A 16,972-nucleotide genomic window follows, 5' to 3' on the forward strand; every position below is an offset into this window, starting at 1 on the left:
TTATTGCTTTGATATAACATCTGTACCCCTAAAGCGCATCAGCCGGGGGAGGCTGTGATCTTGTTATTCTTAATGAATAGCAGCGCCATCAGTGCGGCGAAAATGGCCAGGATGGCAGAAATCTTCATGATCCGGGAATATGCATCAATAAAACCCTCACGATAGAAGTTTTCAACCGGAATTTCCAACGCGGGGTTAATGCTGGCTGGCGGCCTGGCATTGCCAAGGTTGACCACTTGTGCCATTACTTCCTGCTTATCTTCAACAGTTATTGGAATCGTTTTAAGGTCAGCTTGTAAGGCTCCCGAAAAAAATAGAAAAGCCAGCGCACCAAATATCGCATTGGCAAAAACGCCTGCAATCCGTGACACGGCATTGTTGACACCTGAAGCTGTACCCGAAAACTGGTCACTCACGGAAGCCATCACTGTAGCGGTTAATGGGGCAACCGTTAAAGACATCCCCAATCCTAACACGACCATACCGGGAAAAAATGATCTCCAGTAATCTTCAGGGCCATTGGTTTGCCCGGTAAAGGACAAGATCAGGAAGCCGAGGCCGGCAAGGGCAGGGCCAACGATCAACAACATTCTTGGCCCATGGCGGTCTGCCAGGCTGCCTGCATAACGTGCTAAAGAAATCATCAACAAGGAGAAAGGTAAAAAAGTAAGTCCCGATTGTAACTGGCTGTAGCCTTGAATCTGTACCAGGTTAAGCGAAAGGAATAGCATGGCCGCTGCAAGTCCGGCATATAAAAAGAAAGTAAGGAGGTTTGTTCCGGTAAAAGCTGAAATTCTGAACAAGGTCAAGGGCATCATGGGATGTTTGCTTTTGTTTTCTATGATCACGAAAATGATCAGTAGCAACAGCCCGACAATAAGGGAAACATAAACCTGCCAATGATAGAAACCTGACACCGGAATACGCAGAAAACCATAGGTAAGTAGCGCTAAACCAAAAGTGATGGCAAATGCACCTGGAAAATCTAAGCGATGAATATTTTCCTCATCCTTACTTTCCTTCACTTGCCTCCATAAAATTAAAAGTGCAAGTAATCCGATGGGAATGTTGATAAAGAAAGTATACCGCCATAGACCTGCATCAGCTAAAGCACCACCTAATATGGGTCCGCCGAGGGTGACACAAGTCGTTACTGCCGACCAGGTGCCAATCGCTCTACCTCTTTCATCCTCATTGATGGAAGAAGAGATTAATGATAAACTCCCTGGAATCATCAAGGCACTGCCAATACCCTGAATAATTCTGAATAGGATCAGTAAGGCGACATTTATAGCGAAACCACAGGCAGCCGAACCTGTAATGAAAATAAAAATGCCAATCATAAATACCTTTTTCCGACCCAGCCTGTCGCCCATTGATCCACCAATCAGGATCAACGAGGCCAGCATCAGCAGGTAGGCGTTCAAGATCCAAAATAAGTCGGTGCCGGTTGCATGGAGGCTTTTTTGCAGTGCTGGCAGCACCACATTCAGTGCAGTACCATCAATAAAAGCCATGGCAGAAGCCATGATGCAGGAAGTCATTATCCATTTGCCGGCAGAACTGTTAAGTGGAACTGTTGCCATTGCCATTGGGAATGATTTAGCCTTTAAACTCCAAATTGGGACAAATGATGGTTAAGGTGCTTGTAAAACATGTTATTCCACTCTGTTGCAGTTAATTTGCCAAAGGAGTGTGATTCTTTTTGTTCGAAATGGCTTTCCCCAAATTCCTGTGTTTTTTTGATATAGTCAATTAAGCGGGACTTTTCTATATCAAAATTTTTGGTATCCTTAATTAGAAACTGTGGGGCAGTTTGTCCATTTTTTGAATAAGGGAGCTCATTGACTACTTTGTTTTTGACCAGTGATTTTAAAATAAACCGAATGAAAGCATTTGGTCGTTGATGCTTATCATCATACACCATTTCGTAAGTCACATTGCAATGTGCCAACATTTGGGCCACATTCATTTTTCCCCATAAAGACAGGGTATCAGGTTTAAGCTGATTAATTCTATCGATGATTTCTTCTGTAACCGTGCGGGTAAAAATATTTGGTAGCGCCATAGACAAATGTAATTAATCTTTTCGCTGAAAATAAAATCCATGCGACTGCTCATCCGAGAAAACCCTGTATTCCGAAATCCATGCTAAAACTTCATCCAGTTTGTCGGGCCGGGCTTTACAATAGCGGTCCCTTCCTTGTTGTTCCACCTCTACCAACCCACATTCAATTAATATTTTAATATGCTTTGATATAGCCGGCCTGCTGATGTTAAAGTTTCCGGCAACCGCATTAAGGTTTAAACATTCCTTAGCAAGCATCATTAATATAGCCCTGCGTGTTGGATCGGCAATGGCTTTAAATATGTCTTTTTTCATCTCCACCAATAAGTAACTATATGGTTTCAAACATACTCGTAAACTTTGAGTTAAGCAAGTGTTGTTTGGTAGTAATTTAATTTATTCAATAATAAGCTATTTAATTACTTTTTGAATTTTCTAAATTAAGTAGTTCAATATTCCTGAAGTCAACTGGTTGTCCTTCACTTTGCAATGCGATGAACCCTTCTGTTAAGGGTTTTTTATCAATTTTAATGGTTTTGTCATAATTATTAACCACGCCGCCGCCTATCTGGGGTTTTGAATATTTTAGAACGGTGTCACCATTAATGATGTGGGTAACAAGGGAGTCTCCAAGCACAATTAACTCCGCATTCACCCATTCTTCAATCTTATAGGTTTTAGATTTTGAATCTATACAATGTCTTTTGTCAATCTGTCCGTTATAAACAATATCTGTACCCGGGGAGCACATGTTTCCCGTAGGTCGTGGTTTACCATCATCCAAACCTGCCAGTAACTGAAACTCTACCGAAATTGGCCAGTCCTGATCCCGGAGCATGGTCCTTGGATCCTGAGAATGATACATTACTCCACTATTCCTGATGGTATAAGAAGGAGCATCTTTTTTCCATTCACCTGTAATGCGGTATTGAAACCTCAGCTTGTAATGCGAAAAGGGTTGGTTGAAATATAAATGGCCATATTGCTCGTTGAAAGCACCATACTGATCATAACGCACTTTAATTATACCATCTTCCACCCTGAAAGTGTTTCCGAAATTTACGCCTGGATCATGGTGGTTAATTTTAGCCGTCCAATTCTTAATGTCTTTACCATTAAATAGTTGTATCCACTCTTCTTTGTGTGGTTTTGGAGCACAGCCCATATATATGATTCCAGCAGCCAGTAATAAGCTGCATGTTGCAACATATTTAAAGGCTTTATTTTTCAATATGATGTAAGCTGATGATGGTTTAATCATGATGAATGGTGTTGGTTTTAGGTGAGATATGAATCTCAAAGTTAGAATATTTTACGATGAAGGAGAGATGACCTCCTGATTTTTTTTCAAACATTTCGCGGCACTATAAGGTTATTTTAAAAAATGCTGGAGATAGATGCTGGAAATAGAAGTATACCCCGGAAGCTCATACCCGCTAGGAGCTACCTGGGACGGAAATGGTGTTAATTTTGCTTTGTTTGCGGGGAATGCCACTGCTGTAGAGCTCTGTTTATTTGATCAGGATTGTGTACATGAACAGGTTAGAATAAAGTTTTCTGAGCGGACCAGCCATGTCTGGCATGCTTATCTTCCTGGTATTGAACCAGGCCAATGTTATGGATATCGTGTTTATGGCCCTTTTGAGCCTCATAACGGTTTAAGGTATAACCCTAATAAATTACTGATTGACCCTTATGCAAAAGCCATCTCCGGTGCTGTAGAATGGCATGATTCCCTGTTCGGTTATAACATGGATGAAGATGACCTCAGTTTCAGTGAAACAGACAATGCGCCGTTTATACCTAAAAGTGTGGTCATTAATCAGGATTATGATTGGGAAGGGGTAAAACCTCCTGGTACCAGTTATTTGCAAAGTATCATTTACGAGACCCATGTCCGTGGAATTTCCATTGCACACCCCGATATCCCTGAAAATATTCGTGGAACTTATGCAGCCATCTGCCATCCGGTAATGATTGAATACCTGCAAAGTTTAGGTATCACCGCTATTGAGCTGATGCCCGTGCACCAGTTCATCAATGACCGGCATCTGGCAGAGCGTAATTTAAGTAATTACTGGGGCTATAATACCATTGGTTTTTTTGCGCCTGACACCAAATATTCTTCTTCCGGGGTGATGGGAGGACAGGTAAAAGAATTTAAAGACATGGTGAAAGAACTTCATCGGGCGGGTATTGAAGTGATTTTGGATGTGGTTTATAACCATACGGCTGAAGGGAATCAATTAGGCCCCACACTTTCTTTCAGAGGTATAGACAACCTGGAATATTATCGCCTTACGGAAGACAAACGCTATTACATGGATTATACAGGTACTGGAAATACTTTAAATGCTTATTATCCAAGTGTATTGCGTTTGATGATGGACAGTCTACGTTACTGGGTTCAGGAAATGCATGTCGATGGTTTTCGTTTTGACCTGGCTTCTGCCCTTGCCAGGGAACTAAATGAAGTGAACAGGCTGGGTGCTTTTTTTAGCATCATCCACCAGGATCCGGTGTTGTCGCAGGTAAAGCTGATTGCTGAACCCTGGGATGTTGGGGAAGGCGGCTACCAGGTAGGTAATTTTCCTCCCGGCTGGGCAGAGTGGAACGGTAAATACCGGGATTGCATCCGCGATTACTGGCGGGGGGAGGACAGTATGCTGGAAGAATTTGCTTTACGCTTTACCGGCAGTCCGGATTTATATCAGGATGATAACCGTCGCCCCACGGCAAGTATCAATTTCATTACCGCTCATGATGGTTTTACCCTGCGCGATCTCGTATCCTATAATGAAAAGCATAATGAGCAAAATGGTGAAAATAACCAGGATGGCGAGGACCACAACCGGTCCAGCAATTACGGCGTTGAAGGCGATACGGATGATCCGGAAATCCTGGCGTTGCGAGAGAGACAGGTACGCAATTTTTTAACCACTTTATTTTTATCACAAGGGGTACCGATGCTCTTGGCAGGCGATGAAATGGGCCGTACCCAGCGTGGCAATAACAATGCCTATTGCCAGGACAATGAAATTTCCTGGCTCAACTGGGAAGAAACTGATCAAGAGCTTCTGACATTTTGCAGGAGGCTGATTAAACTCCGCAAAACCCATCCTGTTTTTTGCAGGCGCACCTGGTTTCATGGTGAGCTGGTGAGGGATACAGGACTGCAGGATATCGGGTGGTTTCAACCTGATGGAACACAAATGAGCGCGCACAACTGGAAGGAAGATTTTGCGAAATCCCTTGGTGTTTATTTAAACGGCCATGGCATTATGGGCCGGGATCCTATTGGCCGGCGCATCATAGACAATAGCTTTTATATCATTTTCAATGCCTACCATGGTGAAATCAAATTTAAACTCCCCGGACTGAAGTATGGAAAACTGTGGACAAAAGTTTTGGATACCTCAGATCCACAACTCAAAAATAAACCATTAAACTTTAATCATGGGCAGCAAATCAGGGTGGAAGGAAGAACAATTATGTTGTTAACTACTAAAAGCCAGTAAGCCATGGTTCATAGCAGGAATATTGGCTTAAATTTCAAGGGGCAACAGGCATTGATCAGGTTATGGGCGCCCATCGCAAAGATTGTCGCCATTAAAACCAACACCTATGAACCAATAGCCATGCTGCAGGAAGATTACGGCTACTGGTTATTGCAAACCGACAAAGTGAAGCCTGGCGACAAATATTGGTTTGTGATTGACGGTCGAAAGGAACTGGCTGATCCGGCTTCGTTATCACAACCGGATGATGTCCATGGGGCTGCTATGGCCATAGATTTACATTATAATTGGAATGACGGGCATTGGAAAAATATCGATTTAAATGATTATATCATTTATGAATTGCATACCGGAACTTTTTCCCCTGAAGGTAATTTTCAGGGAATTACAGCCCGGCTCGATCATTTAATCGCACTGGGTATTACCGCTATCGAACTGATGCCGGTTGCTGCTTTCCCCGGATCAAGAAACTGGGGTTATGACGGTGTATTTCCTTTTGCCGTGCAGCAATCTTATGGTGGAGCAACAGCATTACAGGACCTGGTCAGCGCTTGTCACCAGAAAGGACTGGCGGTGATTCTTGATGTGGTCTATAACCATGTAGGTCCGGAGGGGAATTACCTGGCTCAGTTTGGCCCTTATTTTACAGATAAATACAGCACCCCATGGGGCGATGCTGTTAATTTCGATGATCAGGATTGTGATGGTGTAAGAGAGTTTATAGTGGAAAATGCACTCATGTGGTTTCGGGATTTTCATATCGATGCCCTGCGACTTGATGCTGTACATGCGATTAAGGATTTTAGTGCACTGCATATATTAGAGAAGATCCGTCTCCAGACAGATGAGCTGATGAAACTGACTGGCAGGGCGCATTACCTGATTGTGGAGTCAGATTTAAATGATCCTAAGTATATCACCTCATCTCCCTGTGGTTTAGGTATGGACGCCCAATGGGCAGATGAATTTCACCATGCGCTGCGGGTAACTGCAGGAGAAAAACGAATGGGTTACTACAGGGATTTTAATGGCATCGAACACCTGGCGAAATCTTACACATCGGCCTATGTTTATACAGGAGACTACTCAGTGGAACGCAGAAAGACCTTCGGCAGGGCAGCAAAGGATCATCCCGGGCAGCAGTTCATTGTGTTTTCTCAAAATCATGACCAGGTTGGAAACCGCATGTCCGGGGAGCGAAGCAGCACACTGTATGGTTTTCAAATGCAAAAGGTAATGGCTGCTGCCGTATTATGTGCACCTTATTTGCCGCTTCTGTTTATGGGCGAAGAATACGGTGAAACCAATCCTTTTCTATATTTTGTAAGTCACACCGACCCAGCGCTGATTGAGATGGTAAGAAAGGGCCGTAAAGAAGAATTTGCAGCCATGCATTCCCAGGGTGAAGCGCCAGACCCCCAGTCGGAGGAGACTTTTCTAGCCTCCAAACTGAACTGGGAACTTTTGTCGGCCGAAAACCACCAGGCTTTGTTCCAGTTTTACAGGCACATGATCTCGCTGCGCAAAAGCTTTCCGGCTTTGTGCGGGAACGACCGTTCTGCCTGTAAAGTACATCTTTTTAAAGATCAGCGATGCCTTTTCATCGAACGCGGCCTTACAGGGAACGATCAACTGGTGGTATGCCTGATGAACTTTTCAACCCAGGAACAATCCATTGCCCTACCTCCTGGCATCCGTGCATTTCGTAAAATAGCAGATACAGCCTTTTCAGAAGAGGAGCAAACCCATGCTGCTCCGACAATTTTAGAAGAATCACAAGAGATACTTCTGCAACCAATTTCATTTATCGCTTACGCAGCTACTTATGGTTAATCCAATGACAACCTACCGGATACAGTTCAATAAAGCCTTTACCTTTAAAGATTTAGAGGCTATTTTACCATTCCTGCATGACTTGGGGGTAAAGACGATCTATGCATCGCCCATTTTTGAGGCTGTACCGGGCAGCACCCATGGTTATGATGGGGTAAACCCCAATGAGATTAATCCTGAAATCGGCACCTTGGCTGAGTTGAGAGCACTAGCTGCAGCCCTGCGGGCATTGGGCATGTTATGGATACAGGATATTGTGCCCAACCACATGGGCTTCCATCACCTGAATACCTGGCTGATGGATGTTTTAAAAAAAGGTGAGGCCTCCGATTACCGTAAGTATTTTGATATCCTGTCTCCCGATCTGGCGGCTGAACCGTTGATGGTTCCATTTTTAGGGGACGACCTGGAAAGAGAAATCGAGAATGGAACCCTTGAACTAGTGGAAAATCAGGAAGCGTGGTTTTTGAAATACCATGAGAGTTACTGGCCTTTAAAAGTCGGTACAGATCTGAAGAAGCCGCTTAAAAGTATCGTTAATGAGCAGTATTATCGGCTGTGCTGTTACAAGGAAAGCCATGAAAAGATGAATTACAGGCGCTTTTTTACGGTCAACAGCTTGATCTGTATGAATATACAGGATAAAGAAACCTTCGATGCCTATCACCGGCTGACCAAAGAACTGCTTGATGAGGGTGTTTTCCAGGGTTTGCGGATAGATCATGTCGATGGTTTATATGATCCGCCAGCTTATCTCCAGGAGCTGCGCCAGCTTTGCGGCGTAGAGACCTACATCGTAGTAGAGAAAATTCTGGAACCTGGTGAAGAGCTGCCAAACACATGGCCAGTGCAGGGCACCACAGGTTATGACTTCCTGGGACTGGCGAATCAGGTTTTCATTAATGAAAAGGCTGAAATGAAATTTGACCAATTTTATAAGAATTTCGGACATCCCAGTTCTGTACAAACACAGATCCGTAAAAAAAAGAAAGATTACCTGCATACCTTTATGAAAGGCGAACTGGAAAACCTGTACCAGTTGTTCCTGTCGCTCGACCTGATCGGCCATGAGGAAAAAGCACGGAATAACCCCCGGAATTTTAAACAACTGATTGCTCAAATCATGGTCTACTGCCCTGTGTACAGGTATTATGGAAACCAATACCCATTACCCCAACAGGAGCGGGATGCACTTCGGTTAATTTTTAAGGCCTTAAAAAATGATGAAACGGAGCAAGCATCATTGATTGTGCTCGAGGACATCCTTCTTCACAAATCAGACAGTCCTCCTGAATACCAGCAGCGGATCCTCATGTTCTATCAGCGCCTGATGCAGTTTACCGGTCCTTTAATGGCGAAAGGGGTAGAGGACACCCTGATGTATACTTACAATCGATTTATAGGTAGCAATGAAGTGGGCGATTCTCCCGATGTTTTTGGCATTAGTGCTGCCGATTTTCATCAGGCCATTCTAAAAAGACAGGAACAATGGCCCTTGACCATGAACGCTACGAGCACACATGACACCAAAAGAGGGGAGGATGCCCGGGCAAGGCTCCAGATACTGACAGATTTAAGGCAGGAGTGGCTTGAGGAGGTAAAGCGCTGGCAGGAAGTAAACCAAGGCCTTAAACAGCAGGATATGCCGGATGCAAATGATGAATACTTTATCTATCAGAGTTTAGTGGCTACTTATCCTGAGCCGGAGGAGGAGGAAGAACATTACCTGGAGCGACTACACCTGTACCTCGAAAAAGCTTTGCGGGAATCAAAAAGGAATTCCAGCTGGGAAGAACCTGATGCCGATTATGAGCGAAACACCAAAGATTTCATCAGTAGTATATTGGATAAAGAAAGGCCATTTTGGACAAGTTTCAAGCATTTTCACCAAAAGGTATGTCTCTGGGGCAGGTTAAATTCTTTATCCGCCCTGCTGCTGAAATTTGGATGTCCAGGGGTGCCCGATACTTACCAGGGAGATGGCTTGTGGGATTTGAGCCTGGTGGATCCGGATAACAGGAGGCCGGTGGATTATGAACTTCGTGAAAAGTTTTTAAATCAAATAAAGCAAGGTCATTTTACGCTGGAAAGTCTGTGGATGCAAGGCGTAAATGGAAAAATAAAAATGTTCCTATTGCATCATTTGTTCAATATCAGAAACCAGTACCCATTGCTTTTCTCGGAAGGGCAATACCTGCCCATCACTATAAAGGGAAAACATGCTGCTCATCTTCTTTCTTTTGCCAGGCATTACAAAAGCGATTGGCTCGTTTTTGTAATGCCACTGAACCTTGCTGCTGTAGTTGAAGATCCCCAAAGTATAAATGCTGAATTTTGGGAAGATACCAGCCTTGTGATGCCGGATGGCATTCCCGAGCATTTTTCTGAACAGCTGGGCAATAGAAAAGGTATTTCAGGGCAGGAACTGGAAGTAAAGGAAATCTTAGGAAACTTTCCAATGGCGATCCTTCATTTTAAACAGGAACTCCATCCGAGAGGGGCTGGCGTGTTGATGCCAGTGTTTTCACTGCCCGCTGCTAGTGGTATCGGTGATTTTGGCTCTGAGGCAAGGCATTTTATTGATTTCCTGGTCACCTCCGGGCAAAAATACTGGCAGCTGCTACCCCTCAACCCGGTTAATCAGGAGCAGGCTTATTCCCCATACAGCGCGGTTTCGGTGATGGCTGGAAACACTTTATTCATCAGTCCTGAACTTCTTGTCATGGCTGGATTACTTTCAGCAGAAAGTTTGGAAAAGTATACCGTTAAAGCCAGCAATACAGTAAAATACAAAAAGGTGGAGAAGCTTAAAAACGCCATGCTCCACCTCGCCTATGAGAACTTTAAGAAAAGAACCGCGGAGCTGGGCATGATTGCTGAATTTGCAGCTTTCTGTGAACAGGAAGCGTACTGGCTTGATGATTATGCACTCTTTCAGGCACTGAAAGAAAGTAGTGGTAACAAGCCCTGGCAGGACTGGCCAGCGGAACTTAAAAACAGGGATTTGGAAGCATTAAAAACAATAGTTAACAATCAGGGGGCTTTGCTGGAGGAAATTAAATGGCAGCAGTTTATATTTTATCAGCAATGGGCTTCCTTAAAGAAATATGCCAATAGCAGGAACATTCTGCTGATTGGTGACCTTCCTTTTTATGCGGCATTGGATTCTGCTGATGTTTGGGCATCGCCGGCATTGTTTAACATGGATGAACATGGCCAGGCGCAGGGAATAGCGGGGGTGCCTCCTGATTATTTCAATGAAGACGGACAACTCTGGGGGATGCCTGTTTACAATTGGGAAGCAATGGCGCAGAAAGGTTATGCCTGGTGGGTAGCGCGCTTGCGTAAAAACATGCAATTGTTTGACCTGATCAGGCTCGACCACTTTCGGGCTTTTTCTGCTTATTGGGAGGTGCCTGCAGGAAGCGAAACGGCTAAAATCGGCAATTGGAAGCCTGGTCCGGGAATTGAATTTTTTGATGTCTTAAAAAAGCATTTCAAACATTTGCCTTTTCTGGCAGAAGATCTTGGGGAAATCGATGCTGCGGTATACCAACTCCGCGATGCGTTGAAACTGCCGGGCATGAAAGTTTTACAGTTCGCTTTTGGAGCTGATGCTGCAGATTCTATTCATGCACCCCATAATTACCCGAACCAAAATGCGGTAGTATACACAGGTACCCATGATAACAATACCATCCTTGGCTGGTATAAAAATGATATCAGCAAAGCTGAAAAAAAGAGAATCAGTAATTATGCAGGATGTAAGGTGAGCAAACAAAACATCCATCAGGTCATGATCAGGCTGGCTTATTCCACTGTTGCCCGTATAGCCGTGATACCGATGCAGGATATTTTAGGTAAAAGCGCCAAGTCAAGAATGAATACCCCGGCATCGGTAAACAAAAACTGGTTATGGCGATTAAAGCCCGGCTCGCTGGCCATTACCGCAAATTTGAAAAACAAGTTGAATGAAATGGTGAGGTTGTATGCGAGGTAAAGGATCAATGATGAATTTGTGAATAAAACGTCTATTTTAGCAATTAAAGCTTAAAATCAATCAAAAACCAAGACCAAATGAAACGTTTTTTTTTTCTTTCCGCTATTTGTTTATCCTGCTTAACTGCTGGTGCACAAACGGTTAAATCTGCTAAAACTTCGGGAAACCCTGTTTTCCCCGGTTGGTATGCCGACCCTGAAGCTCACGTGTTTGACAAGACTTACTGGATTTATCCTACTTTCTCCGCCAAATACACGGATCAGGTGCATATGGATGCCTTCTCTTCCAAAGACCTCGTTACCTGGAAAAAACATCATAGAATTGCCGACAGCAGTAATTTCAAATGGGTTAAAAAGGCCATGTGGGCGCCTTCCATTACTAAAAAGGATAACAAATATTATTTGTTCTTCGGGGCTAACGACATTCAAAGCGACCAGGAATATGGAGGGATTGGTGTAGGGGTTTCAAAAAATCCGCAGGGCCCCTTTAAAGATCACCTGGGTAAACCTTTAATCGATAAATTTCATCACGGTGCGCAGCCGATCGACCAGTTTGTTTTCAAAGATAAAGATGGACAATATTACCTGATCTATGGTGGCTGGAAGCATTGTAACATTGCCAAATTGAATGATGACTTCACTGGATTTGTGCCTGATGCCAATGGAGAAATTTTCAAATCGATCACGCCCGAAGGTTATGTGGAAGGTCCTTATATGTTTATCAGAAAGGGGAAGTACTATTTCATGTGGTCTGAAGGTGGCTGGACAGGCCCAAATTACTCCGTCGCCTATGCCATTGCAGATTCTCCCATGGGGCCTTTTAAGCGGATTGGGGAAATATTAAAGCAGGATCCAGAAGTTGCTACCGGTGCGGGACACCATTCTGTGATTAAACACCCTGAAAAGGACGAGTATCATATTGTATACCACAGGAGGCCTTTGGGTGAAACCAATGGAAATCATAGGGTTACCTGTATTGATAAAATGGAATTTGATGAAAATGGTCATATAAAACCTGTCAAAATCACTTTTGAAGGGGTGAAAGCAAGTCCGTTATAGTTGGTATTTTTTACGATGTTAGAAATTATTTTTTTATACTTTTTAAAAACATTAACTTTAGGTGGTTGTTAAAAGAACAAAAACCTGCTTATGACTAAAGAAGAAAAGAAAATCAAAACAGTTAAAAAATCAATGCAATTACAACCCGAAACATCCGATAGGGATGCACTTCGTGATCTAACAATAGATGCTCAAAAAAAGCCTCCAGTGACCACAAAGGGGGTGCGTCGAAACTATCGGTTAAGGTTATTGTAATTGATAGGCTGACTGAACTATCAATCCGGGCCAAGGGTCCGGATTGATGAATAAATTCTTCCCAAATTCTTTCCTTAAAATGCTATCTTGTTTCCATAAATCTCAATTATGGAATATGTTGTCGGAATAGACATAGGTACAGGTAGCGTAAAAGCAGTAGCAATAACCCTTGCGGGCAAATCATTCGAGGTCTCACAGCAACATTATTCGTTTAATTCACCGCAACCCGGATTTCATGAACAAAATCCTGACGATATATGGGCTGCGTTTATCCTTACCTTACAGCATCTGCTTCAGAAAATCGGCTATCCACCCCTTGCTATCAGCCTAAGCAGTGCCATGCACAGCCTTATTGCCACGGATGAACATTGCCGGCCTTTAGCCCCCATGATGACCTGGGCTGACAACCGCGCTTCCGATATTGCGAAAGAGTTAAGCAATAGCCCAGTGGGCTTAAACATTTATAAGGCTACGGGGACACCTGTGCACGCCATGTCTCCTTTATGTAAGCTCATCTGGATCAGGGAAAATGCCCCCGGACTTTTTAATCAGGCGAAACATTATATTTCTATTAAGGAATACATCTGGTATAAACTTTTTAAAGAATACCAGATTGATTATTCAATTGCATCCTGCACCGGTTTATTCAATATCCATTTACTCACCTGGCATCCCGAAGCCATTGAACTGACCGGAATTTCAGAACATCAACTGTCGCAAGCGGTGCCAACAGCCTATTGCAGGAAATTCAAGGGCCATCCTGAACTTAATTTACTGGAAAAGGGTACACCTTTTTTTATTGGCGCCAGTGATGGCTGTTTAGCCAATCTGGGCAGCATGGCCTATCAGCCCGGAGTGGCCGCGCTAAGCATTGGTACCAGCGGAGCCATCCGCATGGCCAGCAACAAGCCTTTGCCAAATGAAAAAGCAATGACCTTTAGCTATATCCTTGATGAGAAAACTTTCATTTGCGGCGGGCCGATTAATAACGGCGGACTCGCCTTGCAATGGTGGCTAAAGAATATGAACGCCACCACACCGACTGATGAGGTTTATAAGCAGTTTTTTCAGCGGGTAAAAGAGGCGCCTGCAGGGAGTAATGGCTTGCTGTTTCTCCCTTACCTCACTGGGGAACGTGCCCCCATATGGGATAGTGAAAGCTCCGGTACCTTTTTTGGCATTAAACTCCTGCATGACCGCAGTCATTTTTCACGCGCTGTAATCGAGGGCATTTGTTATGCCCTGAAAAGTGTACTGGAAGCCGTTGAAGAGAACGCTGCCCCGGTTACCCATATTTATATCAGCGGAGGGTTTACCAAATCGAAAGTTTGGGTGCAAATCCTGGCGGATGTTACCGGTAAAAACCTGGTATTGGTACAGACCGCCGATGCCTCTGCGGTGGGCGCCGCTTTGATGGCCATGAAAAGTTTAGGGCGCCTTCCGGAATACCCGGAAGCCAATCTCAAAGACTTGAAAATCATCACGCCGAATGTCCAAAATACGGCTCTTTATTCAGAGAATTTCAACATCTTTAAAAAGCTTTATGCAGACTTAAAAGAAACAATGCATCAGTTACACCAGCTCAACCTTTAATTTATGTCCTTACTTATCGTTCTATTTGGCATCATCCTGCTCTTTATCCTGATCCTGAAGAAACTGAGCCCGATGATTGCCTTACTGATTGTTGCAATTGTTACTGGTTTGCTGTTGGGGATGCCTGTTGCGAAAGTCACTGCCTCGGTAACGAGCGGTATTGGAAGTACGTTGGGCGGTATGGTCATGGTATTGGCTTTGGGCGCTATGATGGGCAAACTGATTGAAGATAGTGGTGCTGCACGGAAAATAGTCTCCATCCTGATGGTAACCTTTGGTTATAAAAATATTCAATGGGCGGTTTTGCTGACCGGTTTGCTGGTAGGGATCCCACTTTTTTACAATGCGGGATTTGTGGTGCTCATTCCCCTGGTTTTTGCCATCTCCTCAGCTACAGGCTTACCAAAGTTATATATTGGAATCCCGATGGCCGCTGCACTGTCGGTTACTCATGGTTTTTTACCGCCACATCCCGGTCCGGTAGCTTTATCGGCTATTTTTCAAGCCGATATCGGTAAAACTTTGCTCTATGGATTGCTCTTGGCTGTACCCATTACGATTGTTGCCGGCATTTTTTTTCCGCGGTTAATTATTAAGAAAGGGAATGCCGGAAAAGCCGATACCCTGCTGTTTGCGGAGGAAACTGGTTTACCCTCAGGTTTTAAAAGCTTTTTTGTGGCCCTATTGCCTGTTGTGATTATTGCTGCGGGCACAATTGGGGTGAGTTTTTTATCAGGTTCACCACTTAACACATTTTTCATCTTTATTTCCGACCCTACGGTGGCCCTGCTGCTTGCAGTGATCCTGACAATCATGGTACAGGATGTGCCTATCCAAAAAGCCATGGATTCCTGTACCGAGGGGGTAAAGAGCATCGCCATGATCATTTTGATCATCGCTGCTGGTGGTGCTTTTAAACAAATACTCGTCGATAGCGGTGTGGGAAACACCGTTGCCGCACTGGCTGCACCGGTGCAATTGTCGCCCTTATTTCTTGCCTGGCTGCTCACCGCATTGTTAAGGGTAACCTTGGGCTCTGCCACGGTGGCTGCCCTGACGGCCTCAGGAATGGTACTTCCATTGATTGGTCCAGGAGTTTCACCAGAACTCATGGTACTCTCTGTTGGTGCCGGTAGCCTCATGTTTTCTCACGTCAATGATACCGGTTTCTGGATGTTTAAAGAGTATTTCAACCTTACCCTCAAACAAACTTTTTTAACCTGGACGGCTATGGAAAGCATTGTTTCCATTTTAGGGCTGTTAGGGGTGCTTTTACTTAGTCAGTTGATGTAAGTATTTAGTAAAGAGCCTGCTATGGTCAAAAATTAAAACAGAAAGCAAAGGGTGTTTGTTAGCCAATAACCTATTTAACTTAATTCAATACCTATGGATTCTCGTCGCGGTTTTCTTCAGAAATTTATTGTGTCTGCAATCAGTTTGCCTTTCCTGTCGGTTTCTGGCTGGGCCAGGCCACCTTTTTCACCTCAGCAAACACCACAAGGGCCCGTATTACGGGTAGCTATTATGGGTTTAGGCGGTTATGGCACAAGGGTTGCCGATGCAATGCAAGCTTGCCGGAATGCCAAACTGGTAGGGGTGATCAGTGGTACACCATCAAAAATCAAAGCCTGGCAGGCAAAATATGGTATTCCGGAAAAGAACTGTTATAACTATGAAAACTATCACCAGATTAAAGACAACCCGGATATTGATGTGGTCTATGTCATTACCCCTAATGGCTTGCACCGTGATCATGTAATTGGTGCAGCAAAGGCGGGCAAACATGTGATTTGTGAGAAACCCATGGCGATAAATGCAAAACAGGGGCAAGAGATGGTTGATGCCTGCAAACAGGCGAAGGTAAAATTACTGGTGGGTTACCGCATGCATTTTGAACCCAGAACACTGGAGGTGATCGGTATGCGAAACAACGGCGATTTTGGAAAGATCAAATTTTTCCAGGGCTTATGTGGTTTTAAACCAGGTGACCCTAAGCAGTGGCGGTTAAACAGAGAGCTTGCCGGTGGTGGTGCTTTAATGGACATTGGTATTTATGCCCTTAACGGTGCGAGGTACATGGTTGGAGAGGAACCTGTATGGGTTACCGCACAGGAAACCAAGACGGACCCCGTTAAATTCAAAGAAGGTGTTGATGAAACCATCCAGTTTCAACTCGGTTTCCCCAGCGGCGCAGTAGCTTCCTGTTTATCCACATACGGTATGAATAACCTGGACCGTTTTTTTCTGAACGGCGATAAAGGTTTTGCAGAAATGCTGCCATCAACTGGTTATGGACCGATAGAGGGCCGTACACATAAAGGCCCGTTAACGCAGCCTGTTGTTACCCACCAAACCGTACAAATGGATGAAATGGCAGGTATTATTTTAGAAGGGAAACAACCCGTTGTTCCTGTGGATGGCGAAGAAGGACTTCGGGATTTAAAAATTATTGATGCCATTTATCAAAGCGTAAAAACCGGTCAGAAAACTAAGTTGCGGGTTTAATTAAATTCACATCAGAAAAGAGTCACCTTCTCTTGTGTCTGTATGCGATCAACGGTGAGGCTAGGGTATGTCTACATTTTTCCGGCAAAAGGTAGATACAACGTAGATCCATGGTAGATACACCGTAGATTCACTGTTAATT

The 16,972-nt window shown here is 44.1% G+C and carries 12 protein-coding genes; 8 read left to right on the forward strand and 4 right to left on the reverse strand.

Annotated elements, in window-relative coordinates; genetic code table 11:
* Nucleotides 1-38 precede the first annotated feature (38 nt).
* From WG905_RS01540 to WG905_RS01555, 4 genes are all read right to left on the reverse strand, one after another.
* Nucleotides 39-1,592, reverse strand: coding sequence for an MFS transporter (locus WG905_RS01540; RefSeq protein ID WP_339589927.1), 1,554 nt, complete (start codon nt 1,590-1,592; stop codon nt 39-41).
* Nucleotides 1,593-1,609: 17 nt separating this feature from the next.
* A complete protein-coding gene (locus WG905_RS01545; RefSeq protein ID WP_339589928.1) occupies nt 1,610-2,068 on the reverse strand; it encodes a DUF1569 domain-containing protein in 459 nt (152 codons plus the stop codon).
* Between the two features lie 12 nt (nt 2,069-2,080).
* Nucleotides 2,081-2,383, reverse strand: a complete 303-nt coding sequence (locus tag WG905_RS01550; protein WP_339589929.1) for an ArsR/SmtB family transcription factor — start codon at nt 2,381-2,383, stop codon at nt 2,081-2,083.
* Nucleotides 2,384-2,483: 100 nt separating this feature from the next.
* Nucleotides 2,484-3,329: a 3-keto-disaccharide hydrolase gene (locus tag WG905_RS01555; RefSeq protein ID WP_339589930.1), complete on the reverse strand. Its 846-nt coding sequence runs from the start codon at nt 3,327-3,329 to the stop codon at nt 2,484-2,486.
* Nucleotides 3,330-3,465: 136 nt separating this feature from the next.
* Here WG905_RS01555 and glgX point away from each other — a divergent pair, with 136 nt between their 5' ends.
* From glgX to WG905_RS01595, 8 genes are all read left to right on the forward strand, one after another.
* Entirely contained in the window at nt 3,466-5,586 is a 2,121-nt protein-coding gene (glgX, locus tag WG905_RS01560) for a glycogen debranching protein GlgX (protein ID WP_339589931.1), read from the forward strand.
* 3 nt (nt 5,587-5,589) lie between these two features.
* Complete coding sequence (gene treZ, locus WG905_RS01565; RefSeq protein ID WP_339589932.1) at nt 5,590-7,419, forward strand: malto-oligosyltrehalose trehalohydrolase; 1,830 nt, start codon at nt 5,590-5,592, stop codon at nt 7,417-7,419.
* A 4-nt stretch (nt 7,420-7,423) separates the two neighbouring features.
* Complete coding sequence (treY, locus tag WG905_RS01570) at nt 7,424-11,419, forward strand: malto-oligosyltrehalose synthase (RefSeq protein ID WP_339589933.1); 3,996 nt, start codon at nt 7,424-7,426, stop codon at nt 11,417-11,419.
* Nucleotides 11,420-11,496: 77 nt separating this feature from the next.
* Nucleotides 11,497-12,477, forward strand: coding sequence for a glycoside hydrolase family 43 protein (locus tag WG905_RS01575; protein ID WP_339589934.1), 981 nt, complete (start codon nt 11,497-11,499; stop codon nt 12,475-12,477).
* Nucleotides 12,478-12,567: 90 nt separating this feature from the next.
* Complete coding sequence (locus WG905_RS01580; RefSeq protein ID WP_339589935.1) at nt 12,568-12,732, forward strand: hypothetical protein; 165 nt, start codon at nt 12,568-12,570, stop codon at nt 12,730-12,732.
* Between the two features lie 108 nt (nt 12,733-12,840).
* On the forward strand, nt 12,841-14,325 hold the full coding sequence (locus WG905_RS01585; protein ID WP_339589936.1) for a gluconokinase: 1,485 nt from the start codon (nt 12,841-12,843) through the stop codon (nt 14,323-14,325).
* 3 nt (nt 14,326-14,328) lie between these two features.
* Nucleotides 14,329-15,618 carry a gluconate:H+ symporter gene (locus WG905_RS01590; protein WP_339589937.1) on the forward strand — a complete coding sequence of 430 codons (1,290 nt, stop codon included), beginning with the start codon at nt 14,329-14,331 and terminating at the stop codon, nt 15,616-15,618.
* A gap of 93 nt (nt 15,619-15,711) precedes the next feature.
* Nucleotides 15,712-16,830: a Gfo/Idh/MocA family protein gene (locus tag WG905_RS01595; protein WP_339589938.1), complete on the forward strand. Its 1,119-nt coding sequence runs from the start codon at nt 15,712-15,714 to the stop codon at nt 16,828-16,830.
* The last annotated feature ends 142 nt before the right edge of the window (nt 16,831-16,972 follow it).

This window comes from Pedobacter immunditicola, from assembly GCF_037482985.1.
Classification (GTDB): Bacteria; Bacteroidota; Bacteroidia; order Sphingobacteriales; family Sphingobacteriaceae; genus Pedobacter; species Pedobacter immunditicola.